An 18,661-nucleotide genomic window follows, 5' to 3' on the forward strand; every position below is an offset into this window, starting at 1 on the left:
AAGGGTTCGAATTAACTCCCTCTTCTATAAATAAAATACCCGCTCAGCCTTATCTCCACACGAAGAAAAGCCATTTACTTATCATCAGCAAATGACATCTTTTTCACGTTAGCTTAACAAAGAGGTAACGTAATAGTAAACGTTGTTTCATCTTCATCGGATTTACATGAGATCTGACCGTTATGGTTCTGAATGATCTTTTGACAAACATAGAGACCGATTCCTGTGCCAAGCTCCTTCGTCGTATAAAACGGCTCAAAGATCGTATCGAGTTTTTTCTCAGGAATCGCTGGTCCGTTGTTGGAAATATGAAGCTTCATCTCACCCTTTAGCTTCTCACCGAAAAGATTGATCTTCCGGTTTCTTTGGATTTCCTTAAGCGCATCGATCGAGTTCATTACGATATTTAAAAGAACTTGACGGATCTTATCTTTTTGTCCGAAAATCCGTAACCCTTTAGGTATGTTATTCGAAATGTGAACATCTACGTCCACTACGCTTGGGTAAATGAAGTCGATCATTTCATTGAAGACTTCCCCCACTTCAAACTCTTCCTCTTCCACCCCATCGATTTCCTTTTTCGATACGTGGAGGAACTGAGAAATCCGAAAGTTTAGCTGTTTCAATTCATGCTCAATCACATCAATATACTTCATTTCAGGATTTTCTTTCCTAAGGATTGCCACGAAACCCATGATGGCTGTTAATGGATTTCTAAATTCATGAACAAAACTTGAAGACATTTGTCCCAAAATCGATAGCTTTTCTTGATGAGTTTCATCTATGTATGAAATCTTTTCCTGTAACTCATCACTTTTGATCTTCGTATATTCCGTTACCGCATGATAGGCAAACGTGTCGAACAAGTCATTAAACGACTGAAGGATCGGAAGAAGATCATCAGAAGAAACATCCGATCGCGTCATATGGTCAAATAACACACTTCTCCCTAAGTTTACATTATAAATAAAATCCCCGATGTTGATATTCGCTTCAACTCGTTCCCTCGCTATTTGCTTCGCAAGGTTAGCGATTTTATTTTCATCGATCGGCTCAACGATATTGGTTCTAACAAGTTGATACATTAATTTTCCATTCGCGACTACCTTATCCTTATAAATATCATCGTCAGAGATTCTAACTCGACGTTTCCAGCTATTAAGATATTCGTCTAGGTTTTGGTCGAGGTAGTCTACTAATTGATTTTGTGCAATCATAACCTCATCCCTCATTTATTTATAGTAAAAGACGAAAATATACAGAACTTTCTTACTAGTATAACAATGATACCGAAATGTTGAAATGATCAACTCAACTTAGGCTTTTAATACGATCATGAACATCATTTTGTACACAAAAGCATTTTCGCCTCAGCTTACACGATACTCTTACTATTCGTAAAAGCTCATTCAACCCCAGACCAAGTTTAGCCTAACACTTCTGTATATCATAACAATCGTCTCGAATAAAAAACGATGTCATTACTGAAGTTATTACAATCGACAAGCTATCATAATAAGTTTACATTAATTCTGAAAAGAAATCTGTGCATTTCCGAAAATTTTATTCGCGAACGTACCAGCCGCGATTCAGAAAGTCATACTCCCTGATTCCCTAGAATATATTTTAAAATAACATTCCCCTTCTCCTTAAGGATGGAAGGAGGTCGTATTATGGATAAAAAGGGAAGGTTTGAAGCGATTGCGTTCTTCCGCAGCCAGTATGCAAGCCAGAAGATGAGGAAAGCTCGCATGAGTCAGTTGAACCATTTATCAAATGAAGAAAAGAAAGAATTGCAAACTTCACTCGAAACCATTTACAGAAAGATCGCTAGTCTAACGTCGATTCCCCCACATTCGATTGAAACACAGAGCATCATCGATGAATGGTATCATTTCTTATGCGATTATTTTAACGGTTCGTATACTCTTGAGGAATTCTATCGACTTGGAGATCTTTATGTGAAGGACGCTCGATTCAAACGTAACATCGACAAATATGGAGCAGGCCTCGCTGAGTATATGCGTAAAGGGATCGCATGTTATATCGGCGTTGAACCAAATGAAACAACGGGATAATCCGTTGTTTCATTTTGCGTTATGGAATTTAAAGTGTGAGCAATGCATTCACAGGAATCGGATCTTTCGAACTGACGTGTATACGACTCTCCGTTCTCTTCCCTTTCTTAATGAGGAGATATTCCACATCTCGTAGCTCGTGAGGCACAAAGTTAACCGTGTACGTACGTAGAAACTCTTGAGAAACGACTAGGCAAGACATTTGTTTAATCCGAACGACGGACATATGGTGTTCGATCGACGTCGATGTGTCTGGCCTCAACAAATGACTAATGTGTTCAGTCTTCTCTTTCAGCTTAATGTGCCCTTTCCCTTTCAAGATGATCAGTGAATAATCATTGAAAGATGGATATGGCTTCTCTTCCCCACATGATCGTCCAAGTTTTTTTGCAAGAAGCGGCAAGCTCTTATACAGCACTTCGTTATGACTACCTTGAAAGATGTGTTTATCACCTTCGAGCGAAAACACGCTACTCAGCGTCGCATTTCCATCTCCAAGCTCTGTTTTCAACGAATTCGTCACTTCTCCATCTATCCAGATATCAGGTGAATCAGACGGTTCAACTTCCAAATACCGTATGGTTTCTTCACCGATGCCTCCGATCAGTGTGATTGGAATATGCCTTTTCTTCATCACTTCTCTCTTATTGTTTAAGCCATCAAGGAAGTTGTTCTTCGTATTCATCGTTTGATATGGGACGACACCAAATTCTCCATCGTTATTTTTCATAAAAAGGTAATTCCCGTAAGCAGCCCCTGGCGTAATATCTTTCAATCCTTTAAAAAATTCATGAATCGCATCAACTCTACTCATGTTGGTCACCCTCGGTAAAAGCCAGAGGTAAGCATCCATATAAAGGCGGACAAGGTTAACTTTCTCCCCTGATTCGCCAGGTAATGACCCACCGGTCCAATAACTAAAATTAGGAGGTGAGCCAGCATTCGGTGTACACATCATGATAATCTGACTTACATCGAATTTGTAGTAGTTGCTTTCGACATAGGAGCGACTCACTAATCCGCCCATACTATGACTTATGATGACAACCTTTTTCTTGCCCGTTATTTTCTTCGCATGCTGGATCGTATCGTATAAATACCGCCTCGCTGAATGCTCGATCGGTTTCCGCCAATCGTAATAGGAGACGAAGAAATTTTCTCCTTCTTTTAGACCAAGTTCTCTTTCAAGTAACTTTACGAAAGGTTTGTACACAATTCCTGCGAGGCCAAAGTGCCAGTTTCCTGTGCCTGGAATGATCTCGTCACCCATCGAACCAAATAACCCAGGTACAAACACTACCGGAAAATCACCTATCGACTGCTGTTGAATAGCCGTCCTCTCCCTTCAAGCAGGACTCGTAGCGAATACTAGTAAACTATATTCGGTTTGGACGAGAATAATAACTTTTGCCTAGAGCTTTTTATAAAATCCCGTTGCACTTCCTACAAACCCACACCGCTCATAAAACGCATGAGCATCGATTCGTTCAGGACGGTTACCGCTATTCAACGTAACCAACGATGCTCCGTTCTCTTCCGCCCAAGATTCTGCAAAGTGTAGAAGGGATTTTCCGATACCTTTTCCTCGAGCATGTGAGTCCACGACAAAACCGTTTATCCTAATATACGAGTCGCTACTTTCATACCGATAACAATGCATAAAACCGATCATCCCTACAACCACATCACCATCAACATAAACATAAGTCTGGTAGTACTGGTTCTCAAAGATAATGCACATTCTTTTTTCCATTTCCTCAACACTCGTCGGATACCCGAGTTCTCCCATCAAATGTGCGAGTCCTTTCACATCACGACTGTTTGCTTCTCTAATCACAATGATTCCTCCAATCGCTGAAATAAGTTTTGACATGGAAACCTTTGTCATGTACATTAAGTAATAGACGAACAATATTTTAATACTATCAATGATTATTCGTATTTAGGGGTGTGTATTATGGAAAACGTGTTTGATTATGAAGATATTCAATTAATTCCTGCTAAATGTGTGGTTAACAGTCGCTCTGAATGTGATACAACGATCACACTAGGTGAGCATTCGTTTAAGCTTCCAGTTGTTCCTGCCAACATGCAGACGATCATAGATGAAAAAATCGCTACTTATTTAGCCACAAATGGCTATTTTTATATCATGCATCGCTTTCAACCGGAGCGACGCCTGTCCTTCGTGAGTGATATGAAGAAGCAAGGTCTTATCTCTTCGATCAGTATCGGAGTGAAAGAAGAAGAATACCGTTTTGTCGAGCAGCTTGCAGAAGAAAACCTGACCCCTGACTATATCACAATCGATATTGCACACGGACATTCTGAAGCCGTGATCGAAATGATTAAACACATCAAAACGAACTTGCCACACAGTTTCCTCATCGCTGGAAACGTTGGTACACCAGAAGCAGTCAGAGAGCTCGAGCATGCTGGTGCTGATGCAACAAAGGTAGGAATTGGACCAGGTAAAGTATGTATTACGAAAATCAAAACAGGATTTGGTACAGGCGGATGGCAACTAGCCGCTCTTCGCTGGTGTGCGAAAGCTGCAAGCAAACCGGTCATCGCTGACGGTGGAATCCGCACTCATGGTGATATTGCAAAATCCATTCGCTTTGGAGCATCGATGGTCATGATCGGCTCACTTTTCGCTGGACACGAAGAATCCCCTGGTGAAACGACAGAACGTGATGGAAAGCTTGTCAAAGAGTACTTTGGATCAGCATCTGAATTCCAAAAAGGTGAGAAGAAAAACGTTGAAGGCAAGAAAATGTTCGTAGAACATAAAGGTTCCCTTCAGGACACCCTCATTGAAATGGAACAAGATCTGCAGTCTGCGATCTCTTATGCAGGTGGTACGAACCTTGATGCACTACGCCACGTTGATTATGTGGTTGTAAAGAACTCCATTTTTAATGGTGACAAAGTATACTAAACAGTGAAAGCCACACGATAAGGTGTGGCTTTTTTCATGTTTCAGATGGATGGTATCTTTGTGCCGCTGGCTTCATCCTAACTTCCCTAAAACAATAAAGGCGTTTCGTTCACCCAAATCTTCCATTCTTCATACTCTTCTAGTTCCGTGACAATTTGATAGTTGTCAGATTCTTCGACGTTACTCTTGTCAATGTCACCTTTTACATAACCAACGCTATATCCATCGTCTTTGCTAAGAAACATTCTTTTAAACGTTCCTATGTCATCAGATGGTTCTTTCATATTCGTGATCGACCGTACGCTCCACAAATTTTTGTCACGAACAAAGTGAACTTCTGCAAGCCATATTGCTTCTTCTGTATACGTTCCTTTCAGAAAAACTAACGCTAGCTCGTCATTCACTTTATAGGTTTCATAAAAACGTTCATCTTCTATTCGGTCGTATGTTTTCACAGCTTCTTCAGGCGTATTCTGGCCTCCTTCTTCCCACTGAATGCAAGCAGGCAGCGTAAAAAGTACAACCGCAATAAGGATCATCCGAATATGCATGGTTGTGCCCTCCCCTTGTAGCATTTACTAAGGTATACGATTCCCCCTCCCATAAAGTTCCATTTATTCTAAAAGGAGCTCTTTAGTTAGTGCAATATACCCACCTTTCTCAATACCATTTTCATTCATTCTCACATCTTCTAGATATATGTCGATATACCGGTCATTTCAATCCAATAGACCTATCAAAAATTTCTTTAAACTAGTGATATCGTTTCTTGTTGTATTGATGGAATATTCATACAGTTAGAATATGAAATAAAGTAATTAGGAGGGTTTTATGAAAAAAAGACTGATTCCGTTACTTGTTTTCCTTCTCTTTTTTGCCCCGCCCCTCGCTAACGATGCATACGCAGGAATTCTTGGAAAAGGTGATGCTACTGGGACACCTGGTGAATGGTACATAGGAGATGAGCCACTTTCAACGCGGTCAGGGTCGCTTCCAATCGTGTTCGTACATGGGTTGAACAGCTCTTCTAACACATGGATCGACGAGAACGATATGGATGAAATAACATACAACAAGAACTATCAAACCGCATTCATCGACCTTTACCCGACGAAAAACATGTGGGACAACGGTCAGCTCCTTTCCACTAAACTATCAGAGATGTACACCTATTTTGGTAAAAAAATGATCCTCGTCACTCATAGTAAAGGCGGAATCGATGCACAGTCCGCGCTCGTTCATTCTAATGCACATCAGTATGTTGATAAGATCATCACGCTTTCAACCCCTCACCATGGCTCACAACTCGCAGACCTTGCCTACAGCAGCTGGGCCGGATGGCTATCTGCAATCATCGGTACCAAAAACGATGCAACCTATTCTCTTCAAACCGGATATATGAGCTACTTTCGTTCGATCACAGATTCAAATTCAAAAACAATGCTAACGCCCTACTACACATTCGGTGGTACAGATTGGGGTAGCTTCGGTGGCTCGCTTTACTGGGGTGGTCTTTACTTAAGACAATACGGAGCAAATGATGGAGCAGTTACGGTCAAAAGTTCTAGACTGCCATATGGGAATGAAGTTCGAGTTGGGGAGTGGGATCACGGAACAATAAAGAACGGTAACGCTACATTCAACTTGTTCGAGCCTTACCTCAATCAGTCTGTTCCTGCCTTTACATCACACCGATCGTTCAATGGTACTAATGAAGAAACTGAAACGGGGAATGTACTAGTTAGGGGCGGCGAATTTACAGGAACAAAGGTTGAAACCTTCGAAGTTGAAGAAGGTGCTAAGAGCATTGCGTTCGATTGGATGAGTCAAAACAAAGACTCTGACGTCATCATTGAAAGTCCTGAAGGCAAAAGATTTACAACCTTGAAAGCAACCAAAGACAGCGGAGTCTTTCAAGGTGCCTATCACCATCAGGTAAAAGTAGATTCACCACGTTCAGGTAAATGGAAGGCCATCGTTAAACAGCAGAAGAAGGAAAGCTATTTGATGCAAGTATCCTACGATAGTGAGCTTAATGATGGGATTACAGTCGATGAACAGAAATCTAGCGAAGTAAAATTAGTAGTTGATTCTTCTGCAATCGAGACAGAATCTCTAAAAGGAGACATCGTGATTCAATATAGTAAAAATGGCAAAGTAAAACAAAAGAAGATCAGCTCAAAGAAATTTCATGCACTAGAATCTTTCCCTATTAAAAAAGCGGGTGAAGGAATCTATCACATCATGATCGACGTTGAGGGTGATACTAAGAAAGGAAAACAATTCGAGCGAACCATTCTTTATACGATCTATGTTGATAAAAACGGGAAGGTTTATAGGCCATAGCGAAAAGACCCGAAGCGATGTGCTTCGGGTCTTTTCTTATTTCTTATCATTAATAGAATGAATGTGATCGAGTAGCTGTTGAAAACCAGTCAACGCATTTTTAAACTCCTCTTTTGACAAACCGCTGTTAGTAGCCATCGCATCCGGAATAATCGAAGCTTCTTCCCTTAGTTCTTCTCCTTTGGTTGTTAACCTTACCATCACTCTTCGTTCGTCCTCTTTAGAGCGTTCGCGCTTAACAAGGTCTGCCTCTTCCATCCTTTTAAGCAGTGGCGTCAACGTTCCAGAATCCAAATAAAGTTCTGCACCTAGAGCTGTGACGGTTGTTTCGTGATGTTCCCACAGAACGAGTAACACAAGGTATTGAGGATAAGTGATTCCAAGCTTATCTAAGTATGGACGATACATCTTTGTAATTTCTCTTGAACAGGCATAAACAGAAAAACAAAGCTGATTTTCTAATTTTAATTGATCATTTCGTTCGATCTTTAACACCTTCTTTTACAAAAGTTGTGCACAATCAATTTATCTTGAAGAGCCAAGGAAGTCAACTTTAAATCGTTGACAAAGTGAAAGATGTGCCGTATATTATATTTTGTAAAATTAAATTGTGCACAACTTAAATAACAGGAGGAGATTAGAATGAAACCATTATACACAGCAAAAGCATTCGCTCACGGTGGTCGTCAAGGGAAGGTTGAGTCCTCAGACGGTGTGATCAATATGGATCTTCGTATGCCTAAGGAGCTTGGTGGACAAGGTGGAGAAGCTACGAACCCAGAGCAGCTTTTTGCAGCTGGCTATGCAGCATGTTTCGATAGCGCACTCAATATGGTGGCAAGAATGAAGCGAGTTAAACTAAACGATACCTCTGTTGAAGCCCATGTCTCCATCGGAAAAGAAGAAGATGGTGCATTTGGACTCAGTGCGAAATTAACGGTTACGATTCCAGACATCGACCAACAAACTGCAGAGGAATTAGTAAAAGCCGCTCACGAAACATGCCCTTATTCAAGAGCAACTCGCGGCAATATGGAAGTTGAACTAAATACGATTACGAAATAGATGGACGATAGAGCTGCCGATTCGGCGGCTCTTTTTTTGGGTGAAAAATTCTACTATTCTATCGATCAGAGTGTTTGTCACGAGGTTGAATAAGGAGTATAATTTGATAATTGATTGCAGTTAAACTAGTAAACGAAACTCTTAAATTAACAACGGTCAACTAGAAAGGAGGCGTTTAAATGACGACCACTCAACCTTATAATAAATTACTGATCGCTGCCTTATTACTCGCAGGATCGTTTATTACGATATTGAACCAAACCCTTATGATCACTGCCATTCCGCCTATTATGGAAGAAATGAGTATCACAGCCAATACCGGTCAATGGCTGACGACCGTTTTTATGCTAGTGAATGGAATCATGATTCCAGTGAGTGCTTTTTTACTCGAACGATTTACGACAAGACAGCTATTTATTACCGCGATGGGGATCTTCTCAGTCGGAACCGTTGTCGGTGGATTAGCCCCTAACTTTGGCATGTTGCTGATGGGCAGGGTGATTCAATCCGCTGGTGCGGGTGTGATGCTCCCATTGATGCAAACTGTCTTCTTAATGATTTTTCCAGTTAATAAACGAGGGACCGCAATGGGATATATCGGGCTCGTCATTTCGTTCGCTCCGGCGATCGGGCCAGCACTTTCCGGATGGTTGACGGCTAACTATTCGTGGCGCTTATTATTCTGGTCGATCTTACCGCTTTCCATCATGATCATCATCATCGCATACTTCATCATGAAGAATGTGACAGAGCTTTCACGTCCTAAGGTTGATCCTGTTTCAATCATCTTATCTTCCATCGGTTTCGGTGGTTTACTTTATGCATTCACAAGCGCAGGAAACAATGGATGGGATAGCCCAATTACGCTTATCGTCCTAGCGATCGGTGTCGTTACCCTCGCGATCTTCATCACCAGACAGTTACGCATGTCTCATCCGATGCTAGAATTCAGAGTGTTTAAAGATAAAATTTTCACAATCACAACCATAATCGGAATGATCATGTTCCTTGGCTTGATCGGTGCAGAAACCTTAATTCCACTCTACATGCAGAACATGAGAGACTTTACAGCTTTTGAATCAGGATTAGTCCTTTTACCTGGAGCGGTCATCGTTGCGTTCATGTCTCCGATCACTGGTCGAATCTTTGATAAGTTCGGTGCGAGATTACTTGCTATTGTGGGGCTAACGATCGTTACCGCTTCAACAGTCGGTTTTGTATTCATCGATCCAACGACTACCATCACCTACCTTACCGTTATGTATGCGATCCGCATGTTCGGGCTTTCCATGGTGATGATGCCTGTTACGACCGCAGGACTCAATCAGATGCCAAAACGACTCATCCCGCATGGTGCAGCGATGAATAATACGATGCGGCAGATCGCAGCGTCTGTCGGTACAGCCATCCTCGTAACGGTCATGACGACAACAGCACAAACCGCACAGCAAGGATCTACTGCTAACCCAGATATTTATGGTGTAAAAGTCGCGTTTATCGTCATTGTCGCACTCACCTTTATTGGGCTCTTGCTCTCGTTCTTTATCAACAAGAAAAGCCCTGAAGAAATGGCCAAAGAGCAAGAAGCAGCGGAACCAAAATCAGTGAATATGTAAAAACTCGTCCACATCGGACGAGTTTTCTTTATGATTTGCGTAATTCGCTCCACACATCGAACACGTTGCCATCAGGATCTTTGAACACAAAATTATTACCTGCATGCCCACGATCTTCCACTTCTCCTACCCTCACACCGTTTTCATGTAATTCAGCGCGCAAATCTTGAAGTGCATTCAAACCATCCACTTCAAACGTTACACCAAAATGCTGATTTCCTTTATAATCGGTAAACCCTAATCGTTCCCCATCCCTCGCTCTTACGAGAAAAAACTTTGATCAGCAACATCGATGATCGCTTTATCATGATCCACATAGTTTTCAACAGCACCTAGAACATTTTGGTACCATTTTGAAGAATTCTTAGGATTTGCAACTGGAATATAGGTCGTGCCGACTCGCTTTAATAAAGAACTCAACCTGCTCCCTCCATTTATCCCAAAATCGTTTGCATGCGTTCCGCTTCCATCTCTTTGTTAAGGTACTCATAAAACCCTAGGCGATTTCCCCATGGATCCGTAAATGTTCCCCATTTTACCGGAACTTCTTCTCTCGAGTGTATTTCGAAATGAGCAACGTTTAGTTTCTTCATAACTCTTTCTTGCTCTGCTGAAATGTCTTCTACCCCTAATCTTAGCGGACCGCTTCCTTCCGTCGGTGTTCCTTCAGCAAGCTGCAGCCAACTTCCGGGCAGCATCTCCCATTCAACGAAACCTTCGTGTGGAACAAAATCAGGATCACGCTGAAAAAGTTCTTTGTACCAAGCCAAACCTTCTTCCATATCAGATACACGTAGTTGAATCGTCATTTCAAACATTGCTCGATCGCCTCCTAAATTATGTATACAAAACTCTCTTTTATCTTACCAGAACATTTGTTCCTTCGCTAGTTATTTTTTAATTATTCAGTTTACTTCAGATCAAAATAATCCATTAGTGCATACGATGAGTTCGAATGCTTCCGTGTAAGGGGATGAAAGTATGAACTGTAAAAACCGTTTTGCTTGTGTTGACCCATATATGCTGAACCGCTTATACGCTACCCTAGGAAAAGCGTTACTCATCCAAACGAGGAAAGACACGCTTCGAGGAAGTCTTATTCACGTTCAGCCTGATCACATCGTGCTCTATGACTCTGGGTGTGAACGGATCGTACACACTGAACAAATCGTTTTGATTATGCCAGAATAAAAAGAGGAAGCACGTTACGTGCTTCCCCTCTTAACTAAACCTCGACAGTACATTGCGAGATCAACTCTTTTAAAACATCCTCTGCAGATCGAATCGCTTCTCCTCCACCTTGCGCAAAATCTTTCTTTCCGCCGCCTTTCCCGTTGATCACAGGTAAGACTTCCTTTAGGACAAGGTTCATATCCAGGTTAACATCTGTCCCTCTACCACAGACGATTTGAATCTTCTCTCCTACCTCGCTAACGAGGAGTACGATAACGGAAGAGTTTTCATTCAGCATCATCTTCGCGAGCTTCTGAAGCTCCTTCATTCCATATTCTTTTGTGATGAGCTGAACTACGTTATAATCTCCAACAGGAAGTGGCGAATTCACGAGCGCTTCAGCTTCAAAAGCTAAGAGCTTTTCACGTAAATCGTCCATCGCTTTCTCCTGCTCTTTCGTTTGCTGAACCAAACGCTGTGCCGCTTCCGCTACGTTTTCTTGAGGAACGCTAAGCGTTTTCGTCAACTTCTCCATCACTTTTTGCTTTTGATAAAGCTCATCGATGATTCTCTTCCCACATACGAACGTTACTCTAACAAGCTTCTTCTGTTTTTCCCATTTTAAAAGACTGATGCCGCCTACTTCCCCAGTAGAAGCGGGGTGCGTTCCACCACATCCGCTGTAATCAACATCTGGAATCATGACGAGACGAATGTTCTCCGTAACAGAAAGCTTCTTTCTAAGTGGAAACTGTTTAGCTTCATCTGGAGCTACCCATTTTGCAACGATCTCTTTATTTGTGAGGATCACATTGTTCGCAACATCCTCAGCACGCTTCGCTTCCTCTTCAACGAGGTTTGAAATGTCGAGATCGATCGTACATGTATCCTTTCCAAGGTGAAAGCTGATCGTTTTATACCCGAACAGATCTTCAAACGCAGCAGACAAGATATGCTGGCCAGCGTGCTGCTGCATGTGATCGAAGCGACGGTTCCAATCAACTTCACCTCTCACTTTCTCTTGGCCACTGAGAGGTGATTCAAGATAGTGACGAACTTCTCCATCGACTTCTTCAACATTTTTTACAACAACACCATCGATCGTTCCCACATCATGAGGCTGCCCGCCACCTGTCGGATAAAAAGCTGTTGATGTCAAAACAACATAGTGACCGTTCTCGTCCGTTTGCTCTTTTTCTAACGTTGATTCAAATGTGCGTATGTATGGATCTTCATAATAATATTTTTCCGTCAATCGATACCCTTCTTTCTACATAATAGTTTTTATCGTATCACGTCCAGTGCACGCCCTGCACCTTTTCTCTCCAAACAAAAAGCTTGAGGCAACGAATCCTCAAGCCTTTCCCTCACTTCTTCTTTGTAAACTTTGAAAGCAAAATGGCAATTATTAAAAACAAAATTCCAAACGCCATGATGTTATCTGAAATAATATCCATAGTGTACAACTACCTTTCACAATTTGTTACCGATAGTAAAAGGATACCACATCAAAGAAAGGTACCGATAATCCTCACTCAATCTTCAACCGGAATAATGGCTGTCCTTTTCGCCTTTCTTAAATTGCCAGAGGATGATATACATGATCAAACTACCGATACAAAATAACGTGATGAAAGGCCAGCTTATTCGCTCACCTTTCAGTAGATCCACTAAAGAGATCGCTACGATACATCCGATCGCAAACGGAACCCAATGCCTCAATAAATATGCGATCACCTTTCATCACCTACCCGCCTCATTTTCTTCGTAACGTATAGACCTTATTTCTCGATATTTCACGACAGCCGTTCGCTTTAAACGTTTGTATCATGGGAATGTTTCGAAGACTCGTATTTCCTACATAAGATTTGGCACCAAAATCGTCTCGAAGAAAGCGCAAGCCCTGTCTATGAATCTCTTTACTTTTTCCTTTACCTCTCTCAGAAGGTACTAATCCAAAATAAAACAGCCGTCCTTCTGTTTCTGTTCCGGGTTCGATATGAGGCATCATGACGCCGATTGCTTTTTCACCTTCATAAACAGTCAGGCAGCTCTTTCTCCATCCCTCTCCAAGCTCACATTCAACGCTTTTCAGATGATCCTCGATCGTAAGAGAAGACTTGGAATTGAATGAACCAGACATCGCATCAGCCCATACATCTTTGAATACATCTTCTTCTCCGCCGTTTAGCGAGACGAACGTAAAAGGGGATGATTCTGCAATTTCCATCTGAAGATCATGTGTCACCTGGACCGTCTCATCATGTAGAACAAATCCCTCCTCCACGAGGAAACTGCATATCTCTTCTCCGCTGCATACAATGTTCAGCGTTTCTTTTTCTTTAAAAGCAGGATCGCTCAGTACATTTGCAAGAAGCTCTTCCACCTCATTTTCGGATGCGTGATCAAGCTCCTCGATCGTTACAAACTTCTCACCTGTTACAATTTTCACCTTCTCATAAAGATCATACCTTCGTGAAAGAGCTAGATAGCCAGGTGACCGGAGTACCTCCGCCATAAACAATGCTTTTTCATTACGATATGCTTCCATCTCTTTCCCATGAAAAGTAGATTTTAATGAATTATATTTCGTCGTTAGACTCGGGTTTTCCTTGAAATAACCAGTGACTTTCAAAAAGTGATCGACCTCAGAATGCTTCAGCGTCAATTGTAGCCCGAGCGGTAACACTTCATCATTCTTTTCATAAGCTCCAAAGAATGATGTTTGACTACTTCCTTCATTCAGAGCGTACGCTTTGTCTAAGAACGTCCTCGCATGTTCAAATCCAGTTTCATCTACACGAACCTGGAGATCCACATCACCTTTCGTTAAAGATCCTTTTACGGCTGTACTGCCAACATGATAAACTTCAGCACCCGGAATCGCTCGTGTGATGATCTCTTTATGTTTGCGATAGACGTTCTCTGCGCTCTCCCTTAAAGTTTCCTCATATACAAATTCAACGATTTCTCTCATACCGATACTCCTCTTCTGTTTCTCTCACTTGTACCCTTCATCGGTACCATCCTTAATCTAGCATTTACATTCGTCCTACTATCTTCCATTCAAAGTGGGAGAAACCCTTTCCAAAAAGACTTTAAAAAGACATGGAGGTTTTTGTCGGCTTCAATGTACGCTTACCGTTCAAGACTTTCCACCAAAATCATTCGACTTTCTGCAATCATTTCCCTGGAAATCTCCTATAAGCAGACATTGGAATTCTGCTAGATTAGACAGTAAAAATTTTTCCGACTCGACACCGATAGCCCTTTCTTTTACTAGGGTTTATGTATAATAAGTCCAAATCTATTGTTCGGGAGGAATCTTATGCGACCTTTGCGCCTCATGTTCTTATTTCTTTCTCTCATTCTAACCGCTTCTTGTAACCTTCTTCCTGGAAAGGACGCCTCAAAGGAAAGCGAAGCTGAAAAGCCAACTGAAGCAGTGGAAGTCGGCACAACACCATCATGGACAGAAGGAACGTACAAATGGGAAGAAAACGGAAATATCATGGGAACTCTTGATATTACGGACCCAAGCGGAGATTCTTTTGCCTTTTCGTTATTTGCTTACGATGGACAAGATGTCGGTGAACTAGCTGGTACCTCAAGCGGAAATGATCAGGCTGTCTATACGCACCCTGATGATAATGAATGTACGGTCACGTTCACGAAAGAAAAAGAAGCGGTCGCAGTAGCAACTACAGAGGGATGTCAAAACGTCGCTGATGTATCGTTTAACGGCATTTATACGTTTATTCCTATAGGTACAGAAACAACAGAAGAGTCTTCCTCTGAAGAAGAAGCATCATCTGAAGAAGAACCTTCAGATAATGCAGAAGCCACGACCGAAGAAGCTGACGAACAAGAGGATATCTCACACTGGAAAGAAGCCCTCTACATCGATGGAAGCTTCGACACCGGTAACTTAAGCGTGTATAACGTAACACCTGATTCATTTATGTTCTCATTTGACGTAAGCAATGGAGCACATGTTGGACAGCTTACTGGAAAGGCGAAAGCAAACGGAAACGAAGCGATCTTCCAAGATAATGATCAGCCAGAATGCAAAGGAACGTTCGAAATAAATGATAATGTGATCACTTTTAAAGAAGATTCATGCCTTTACTACCACGGTGCTGCCGTTGAATTCTCTGGTGACTTCACTATGACTGATGATCCTCCAAAACTTCCAACAGCAAAAGCAGACAAGAGCTGTTCAGCTGAACCATTTCATTCTGGACTCTTATCCTTTGCAGAGAAAGGACACTTAAAGAACGCTTCGATCTTTCTCGGAATGACGGAAGACGAATTAAAAGCTTCAAATCCTTCCCTTCAATATGATGATTGGTATTTTGAAGGAATTCCTGCTTTCTTTGATAATACGTATGCCTACATGACGGTAGACGATAAAGTCTTCAATATGCGCTACAACGCATTATCTGAAGGTCCTGCGATCCCTTATGAACTGTTGACCTGTCAGTTCGGTGAGCCAGATGAAGTTTTCTTAAACGAGCTTAGAGGAGAATATTACCATGTGTATCATGCAGGCGATAATATGATTTCTTTCATTTCATCAGAAGAGAATGGCTCGATCAATGCTGTCGAACTAGAGTCTCAGGATGATAAGCTGCAAGAGCATAAAGATTCCCATTAACAGTGACCAAGGCGCACATTGTGCACGGGGGTTCTTGACGGATAATAGCTACTGACCCCTTCATTCGGTGCTAAAAAAAGAATGCGCTTCCATATAATTTCCTATTGCATACAAAGCTTTTATTGTGTAAAGTGGTCAAGTATGTTTTATAGGAGGTTACATCATGAATCAAACACAGCAAGTTCAAATTAAAGTAGCTGACCCTTCCGCAATCGGGTTATTTGGATTAGCGATGGTGACACTCGTCGCTTCATCTGCAAAACTCGGATTGACGGACGGCGTTTCGTTCATATTACCATGGGCAATCTTTCTTGGAGGAATCGCACAACTTTTCGCTAGCGTGTTAGACGCAAAGCACAACAATACGTTTGGCACAACTGCTTTTGGCGCATTCGGACTATTTTGGATGGGTGTCGGCACTTCGTGGTTGATCCAATTTGGAGTCTTTGGAGATGCGGCTGCAAGCGCAGTTGATCCGAACCAACTAGGAATCGCCTACATCGGGTACTTGATCTTCAGCTTATTCATGACGATCGGTGCCATGGAAACACATAAAGTGCTATTCATCATTTTCGTTCTCATTGATTTTCTTTTCATCGGACTTTCTCTATCAACGCTAGGAATCGCTCCTGAAGCGATGCACTTAGTCGCAGCGATTGCTGAGTTCCTCATCGCGATCTTCAGTTTCTATGGATCTGCTGCAAGTGTGCTCAACACGCATTTCGGAAAAGTAACGATACCAGTAGGAAAGCCATTTGGGGTATTTAAATAGCATGACAGAGGGACCTTTTAGGTCTCTTTTTTTTCGCAAAGCCACACAAAAAAGAAGGACCTCTAGAGAGGTCCTTCTGTGTATTAAAACTCAAGTGGTCTTAACTTCTCTTCGATTTCAGCTCGCTTTGGCTCAAGAAATGGCGGAAGAGCTAACGCTTCACCCATCGACTCTAACGGTTCATCCGTCGCAAATCCAGGTCCATCAGTGGATAACTCAAATAAAATGCCATTCGGCTCCCTAAAGTAAAGCGCTTTGAAATAATATCGCTCAACCTTTCCAGAGTTGGGTAATCTAAATTGATTCAAGCGATCAGCCCATTTATCGTACTCTTCTTCATTTGGAACACGAAATGCTACGTGGTGGACGCCACCTCTTCCAAGTCGAGCTTTAGGAAGATCAGGGCGAACTTCGATATGGACTTCAGCTCCACTTCCACCTTCCCCCGTTGAATAAACGAGAATATCTTTCTTATTTTCTGGTGCGGGATACGTTCCATCTTCTCTAAAACCCATCACTTCTGTTAACACTTGTACTGTAGGTTTAGGATCGTCAACTGTTAATGTCACAGGTCCGAGTCCTACAATGCTGTGTTCTGTTGGAATATCCTCCCGCTCCCAAGGCGTTCCGGCTCTTACACCTTCTTCACCATCGTCAGCAACAAGAATCAGTCTCGTGCCATCAAAGTCTTCAAAACCGAGCGATTGACGACCTGCTCGCTTCTGTATGTCTTCATGCTTCACATTGTAAGCTTCAAAACGTTCTTTCCAGAAGTGAAGTGCTTCCGTAGTTTTTACTCGCAATGAAACATACGAAATATCTGATGTTCCTCTATATGATTTCCCTAACCCTGGAATATCGAAAAATGTAATGTCTGTACCCGGTGTACCTTTCCCATCCGCATAAAATAGATGGTAAGATTCTGTATTGTCTTGATTCACTGTTTTTTTAACTAATCTCATACCAAGGATCTTTGTGAAAAACTCATAATTTCGTTCTGCTTTTCCAGTCAAAATGGACACGTGATGTAGTCCTAATAAGTGCATCGTGATCCCTCCTTTGTGTTCACCACTAGTATAAACCAAAATTATCTCGAATTCAATATACTTGATTTCAAACTAACTGTCACATCCCCATCCATATACTTTCATTTCTCCAATCGCTTTGAAGCCAGCACTTTTGTAAATAGCAAATCCGTCCGGAGATGCTTGCAAGAAACAGGCGTCCTTCTCGTACTTACTTGCTTCAGAAAGAAGATAACGAAACATGGCAGTACCGTACCCTTTTCCACGTTCTTCATCCGATGTTCCCATATCATAAATGCCAACACTATCTGAGCTAACGATTATTGAACCAGTCGTGACGGGTTTTCCTGCAGCAATCCCAATGTATAACGTCAAATCCGAAGACTTCATGCTGAGAGAAGCGACGTCATCGTAATATGACTTGACCGCTTTTCCTTCTAATGAATCTCCGAAAAATGAAGAAATCAACGCTCCGAACAAGACGATGTCTTCAGGTGATTCGATTTTTTTAATCTCAAAACCTTTTGGAAGTACCGGTTCATTCTCGGTATCATCCATTTCCTTAACCATTGCAACATTGGTCTCTGTCTCAACCAATCCAAGGTTATTGAAATCGTTCTTACGTGTACTTTCCTCATTCCAACACCATACGCTCAAAGGATACTCTTTATTTTTAAACCTAGATATTGCTCCTAAGAAGACTTCTTCTGAGAGCGTTTGTCGAATCGCAATAACATTAAACGTATCTGAAGGGTAACCAGAGTCAACAATTGTCGCGTCCATGGTTTCGATTACTTCCATCGTTTTTAGGCGTTTCGCAAAGTAAGAAACTTTATAAATAAAATTATTTACTAATCGGTTTTTGTACGTCATAAAGATCCCCTCTTCTCTGTTGGAAATAAATCCTTGTCAGCGTTGATAAACCCTTTTTCTCCAAATTATGTTACGATTAAATTATACAAGAAACACATTCTTAATGAAGAAGGGA

Annotated in this window: 18 protein-coding genes and 2 pseudogenes; 8 read left to right on the top strand and 12 right to left on the bottom strand. The window is 41.7% G+C overall.

Features of this window, described 5'->3' with window-relative positions; genetic code table 11:
- Nucleotides 1-113 precede the first annotated feature (113 nt).
- Nucleotides 114-1,217 (bottom strand): histidine kinase N-terminal domain-containing protein, encoded by a 1,104-nt coding sequence (locus tag ACXADT_RS17520; protein ID WP_474832101.1) that lies wholly within the window; start codon nt 1,215-1,217, stop codon nt 114-116.
- A 456-nt stretch (nt 1,218-1,673) separates the two neighbouring features.
- Here ACXADT_RS17520 and ACXADT_RS17525 point away from each other — a divergent pair, with 456 nt between their 5' ends.
- On the top strand, nt 1,674-2,078 hold the full coding sequence (locus tag ACXADT_RS17525; RefSeq protein WP_474812692.1) for a TipAS antibiotic-recognition domain-containing protein: 405 nt from the start codon (nt 1,674-1,676) through the stop codon (nt 2,076-2,078).
- 379 nt (nt 2,079-2,457) lie between these two features.
- Here ACXADT_RS17525 and ACXADT_RS17530 read toward each other — a convergent pair.
- Both ACXADT_RS17530 and ACXADT_RS17535 read right to left on the bottom strand, forming a co-directional pair.
- Nucleotides 2,458-3,348, bottom strand: a pseudogene (locus ACXADT_RS17530) (alpha/beta hydrolase); the annotation flags it as partial.
- Nucleotides 3,349-3,489: 141 nt separating this feature from the next.
- The gene (locus tag ACXADT_RS17535; protein WP_474812694.1) at nt 3,490-3,915 is read right to left on the bottom strand and encodes a GNAT family N-acetyltransferase; all 426 of its coding nucleotides are present in this window, start codon (nt 3,913-3,915) and stop codon (nt 3,490-3,492) included.
- Between the two features lie 120 nt (nt 3,916-4,035).
- Between ACXADT_RS17535 and guaC the strand changes: the two genes are divergently transcribed.
- Nucleotides 4,036-5,019, top strand: coding sequence for a GMP reductase (gene guaC, locus ACXADT_RS17540; protein ID WP_474832102.1), 984 nt, complete (start codon nt 4,036-4,038; stop codon nt 5,017-5,019).
- Between the two features lie 86 nt (nt 5,020-5,105).
- Here the strand turns inward: guaC and ACXADT_RS17545 are convergent, their stop codons facing one another.
- The gene (locus ACXADT_RS17545; RefSeq protein WP_474832104.1) at nt 5,106-5,570 is read right to left on the bottom strand and encodes a hypothetical protein; all 465 of its coding nucleotides are present in this window, start codon (nt 5,568-5,570) and stop codon (nt 5,106-5,108) included.
- Nucleotides 5,571-5,850: 280 nt separating this feature from the next.
- Between ACXADT_RS17545 and ACXADT_RS17550 the strand changes: the two genes are divergently transcribed.
- Nucleotides 5,851-7,365: an esterase/lipase family protein gene (locus tag ACXADT_RS17550; protein ID WP_474832105.1), complete on the top strand. Its 1,515-nt coding sequence runs from the start codon at nt 5,851-5,853 to the stop codon at nt 7,363-7,365.
- 36 nt (nt 7,366-7,401) lie between these two features.
- On the opposite strand, the gene ACXADT_RS17555 is transcribed toward ACXADT_RS17550, so the two are convergent.
- On the bottom strand, nt 7,402-7,851 hold the full coding sequence (locus tag ACXADT_RS17555; RefSeq protein WP_474834577.1) for a MarR family winged helix-turn-helix transcriptional regulator: 450 nt from the start codon (nt 7,849-7,851) through the stop codon (nt 7,402-7,404).
- A 156-nt stretch (nt 7,852-8,007) separates the two neighbouring features.
- Between ACXADT_RS17555 and ACXADT_RS17560 the strand changes: the two genes are divergently transcribed.
- Both ACXADT_RS17560 and ACXADT_RS17565 read left to right on the top strand, forming a co-directional pair.
- Nucleotides 8,008-8,430: an organic hydroperoxide resistance protein gene (locus tag ACXADT_RS17560; protein ID WP_270181392.1), complete on the top strand. Its 423-nt coding sequence runs from the start codon at nt 8,008-8,010 to the stop codon at nt 8,428-8,430.
- Nucleotides 8,431-8,609: 179 nt separating this feature from the next.
- Nucleotides 8,610-10,046: an MDR family MFS transporter gene (locus ACXADT_RS17565; RefSeq protein WP_474832107.1), complete on the top strand. Its 1,437-nt coding sequence runs from the start codon at nt 8,610-8,612 to the stop codon at nt 10,044-10,046.
- Nucleotides 10,047-10,074: 28 nt separating this feature from the next.
- On the opposite strand, the pseudogene ACXADT_RS17570 reads toward ACXADT_RS17565, so the two are convergent.
- Nucleotides 10,075-10,466: pseudogene (locus ACXADT_RS17570) on the bottom strand (VOC family protein).
- A 14-nt stretch (nt 10,467-10,480) separates the two neighbouring features.
- Nucleotides 10,481-10,864 carry a VOC family protein gene (locus tag ACXADT_RS17575; protein ID WP_474832109.1) on the bottom strand — a complete coding sequence of 128 codons (384 nt, stop codon included), beginning with the start codon at nt 10,862-10,864 and terminating at the stop codon, nt 10,481-10,483.
- Between the two features lie 163 nt (nt 10,865-11,027).
- Here ACXADT_RS17575 and ACXADT_RS17580 point away from each other — a divergent pair, with 163 nt between their 5' ends.
- On the top strand, nt 11,028-11,237 hold the full coding sequence (locus ACXADT_RS17580; protein ID WP_474832111.1) for a DUF2642 domain-containing protein: 210 nt from the start codon (nt 11,028-11,030) through the stop codon (nt 11,235-11,237).
- A 34-nt stretch (nt 11,238-11,271) separates the two neighbouring features.
- Here ACXADT_RS17580 and ACXADT_RS17585 read toward each other — a convergent pair whose 3' ends face one another.
- The 3 genes from ACXADT_RS17585 to ACXADT_RS17595 form a co-directional block, all read right to left on the bottom strand.
- A complete protein-coding gene (locus tag ACXADT_RS17585) occupies nt 11,272-12,474 on the bottom strand; it encodes an alanyl-tRNA editing protein (RefSeq protein WP_474832112.1) in 1,203 nt (400 codons plus the stop codon).
- A gap of 287 nt (nt 12,475-12,761) precedes the next feature.
- On the bottom strand, nt 12,762-12,956 hold the full coding sequence (locus ACXADT_RS17590; protein WP_270181386.1) for a hypothetical protein: 195 nt from the start codon (nt 12,954-12,956) through the stop codon (nt 12,762-12,764).
- Nucleotides 12,957-12,975: 19 nt separating this feature from the next.
- The gene (locus ACXADT_RS17595) at nt 12,976-14,196 is read right to left on the bottom strand and encodes a GrpB family protein (protein ID WP_474832113.1); all 1,221 of its coding nucleotides are present in this window, start codon (nt 14,194-14,196) and stop codon (nt 12,976-12,978) included.
- A gap of 351 nt (nt 14,197-14,547) precedes the next feature.
- Between ACXADT_RS17595 and ACXADT_RS17600 the strand changes: the two genes are divergently transcribed.
- Nucleotides 14,548-15,876, top strand: a complete 1,329-nt coding sequence (locus ACXADT_RS17600) for a hypothetical protein (RefSeq protein ID WP_474832115.1) — start codon at nt 14,548-14,550, stop codon at nt 15,874-15,876.
- A 160-nt stretch (nt 15,877-16,036) separates the two neighbouring features.
- The gene (locus ACXADT_RS17605) at nt 16,037-16,648 is read left to right on the top strand and encodes an acetate uptake transporter (protein ID WP_442865184.1); all 612 of its coding nucleotides are present in this window, start codon (nt 16,037-16,039) and stop codon (nt 16,646-16,648) included.
- 83 nt (nt 16,649-16,731) lie between these two features.
- Here the strand turns inward: ACXADT_RS17605 and ACXADT_RS17610 are convergent, their stop codons facing one another.
- Complete coding sequence (locus tag ACXADT_RS17610; protein ID WP_474832117.1) at nt 16,732-17,694, bottom strand: ring-cleaving dioxygenase; 963 nt, start codon at nt 17,692-17,694, stop codon at nt 16,732-16,734.
- A gap of 72 nt (nt 17,695-17,766) precedes the next feature.
- The gene (locus ACXADT_RS17615) at nt 17,767-18,546 is read right to left on the bottom strand and encodes a GNAT family N-acetyltransferase (protein ID WP_474832118.1); all 780 of its coding nucleotides are present in this window, start codon (nt 18,544-18,546) and stop codon (nt 17,767-17,769) included.
- Nucleotides 18,547-18,661: the final 115 nt, after the last annotated feature.

This window comes from Anaerobacillus sp. ABR4_321, assembly GCF_056158505.1.

Coding starts and splice junctions, on each gene's coding strand:
- ACXADT_RS17520 (WP_474832101.1), bottom strand. CDS start 1,217: ATGATTGCACAAAATCAATTAGTAGACTACCTCGACCAAAACCTAGAC.
- ACXADT_RS17525 (WP_474812692.1), top strand. CDS start 1,674: ATGGATAAAAAGGGAAGGTTTGAAGCGATTGCGTTCTTCCGCAGCCAG.
- guaC (WP_474832102.1), top strand. CDS start 4,036: ATGGAAAACGTGTTTGATTATGAAGATATTCAATTAATTCCTGCTAAA.
- ACXADT_RS17545 (WP_474832104.1), bottom strand. CDS start 5,570: ATGCATATTCGGATGATCCTTATTGCGGTTGTACTTTTTACGCTGCCT.
- ACXADT_RS17550 (WP_474832105.1), top strand. CDS start 5,851: ATGAAAAAAAGACTGATTCCGTTACTTGTTTTCCTTCTCTTTTTTGCC.
- ACXADT_RS17560 (WP_270181392.1), top strand. CDS start 8,008: ATGAAACCATTATACACAGCAAAAGCATTCGCTCACGGTGGTCGTCAA.
- ACXADT_RS17565 (WP_474832107.1), top strand. CDS start 8,610: ATGACGACCACTCAACCTTATAATAAATTACTGATCGCTGCCTTATTA.
- ACXADT_RS17575 (WP_474832109.1), bottom strand. CDS start 10,864: ATGTTTGAAATGACGATTCAACTACGTGTATCTGATATGGAAGAAGGT.
- ACXADT_RS17580 (WP_474832111.1), top strand. CDS start 11,028: ATGAACTGTAAAAACCGTTTTGCTTGTGTTGACCCATATATGCTGAAC.
- ACXADT_RS17595 (WP_474832113.1), bottom strand. CDS start 14,196: ATGAGAGAAATCGTTGAATTTGTATATGAGGAAACTTTAAGGGAGAGC.
- ACXADT_RS17600 (WP_474832115.1), top strand. CDS start 14,548: ATGCGACCTTTGCGCCTCATGTTCTTATTTCTTTCTCTCATTCTAACC.
- ACXADT_RS17610 (WP_474832117.1), bottom strand. CDS start 17,694: ATGCACTTATTAGGACTACATCACGTGTCCATTTTGACTGGAAAAGCA.
- ACXADT_RS17615 (WP_474832118.1), bottom strand. CDS start 18,546: ATGACGTACAAAAACCGATTAGTAAATAATTTTATTTATAAAGTTTCT.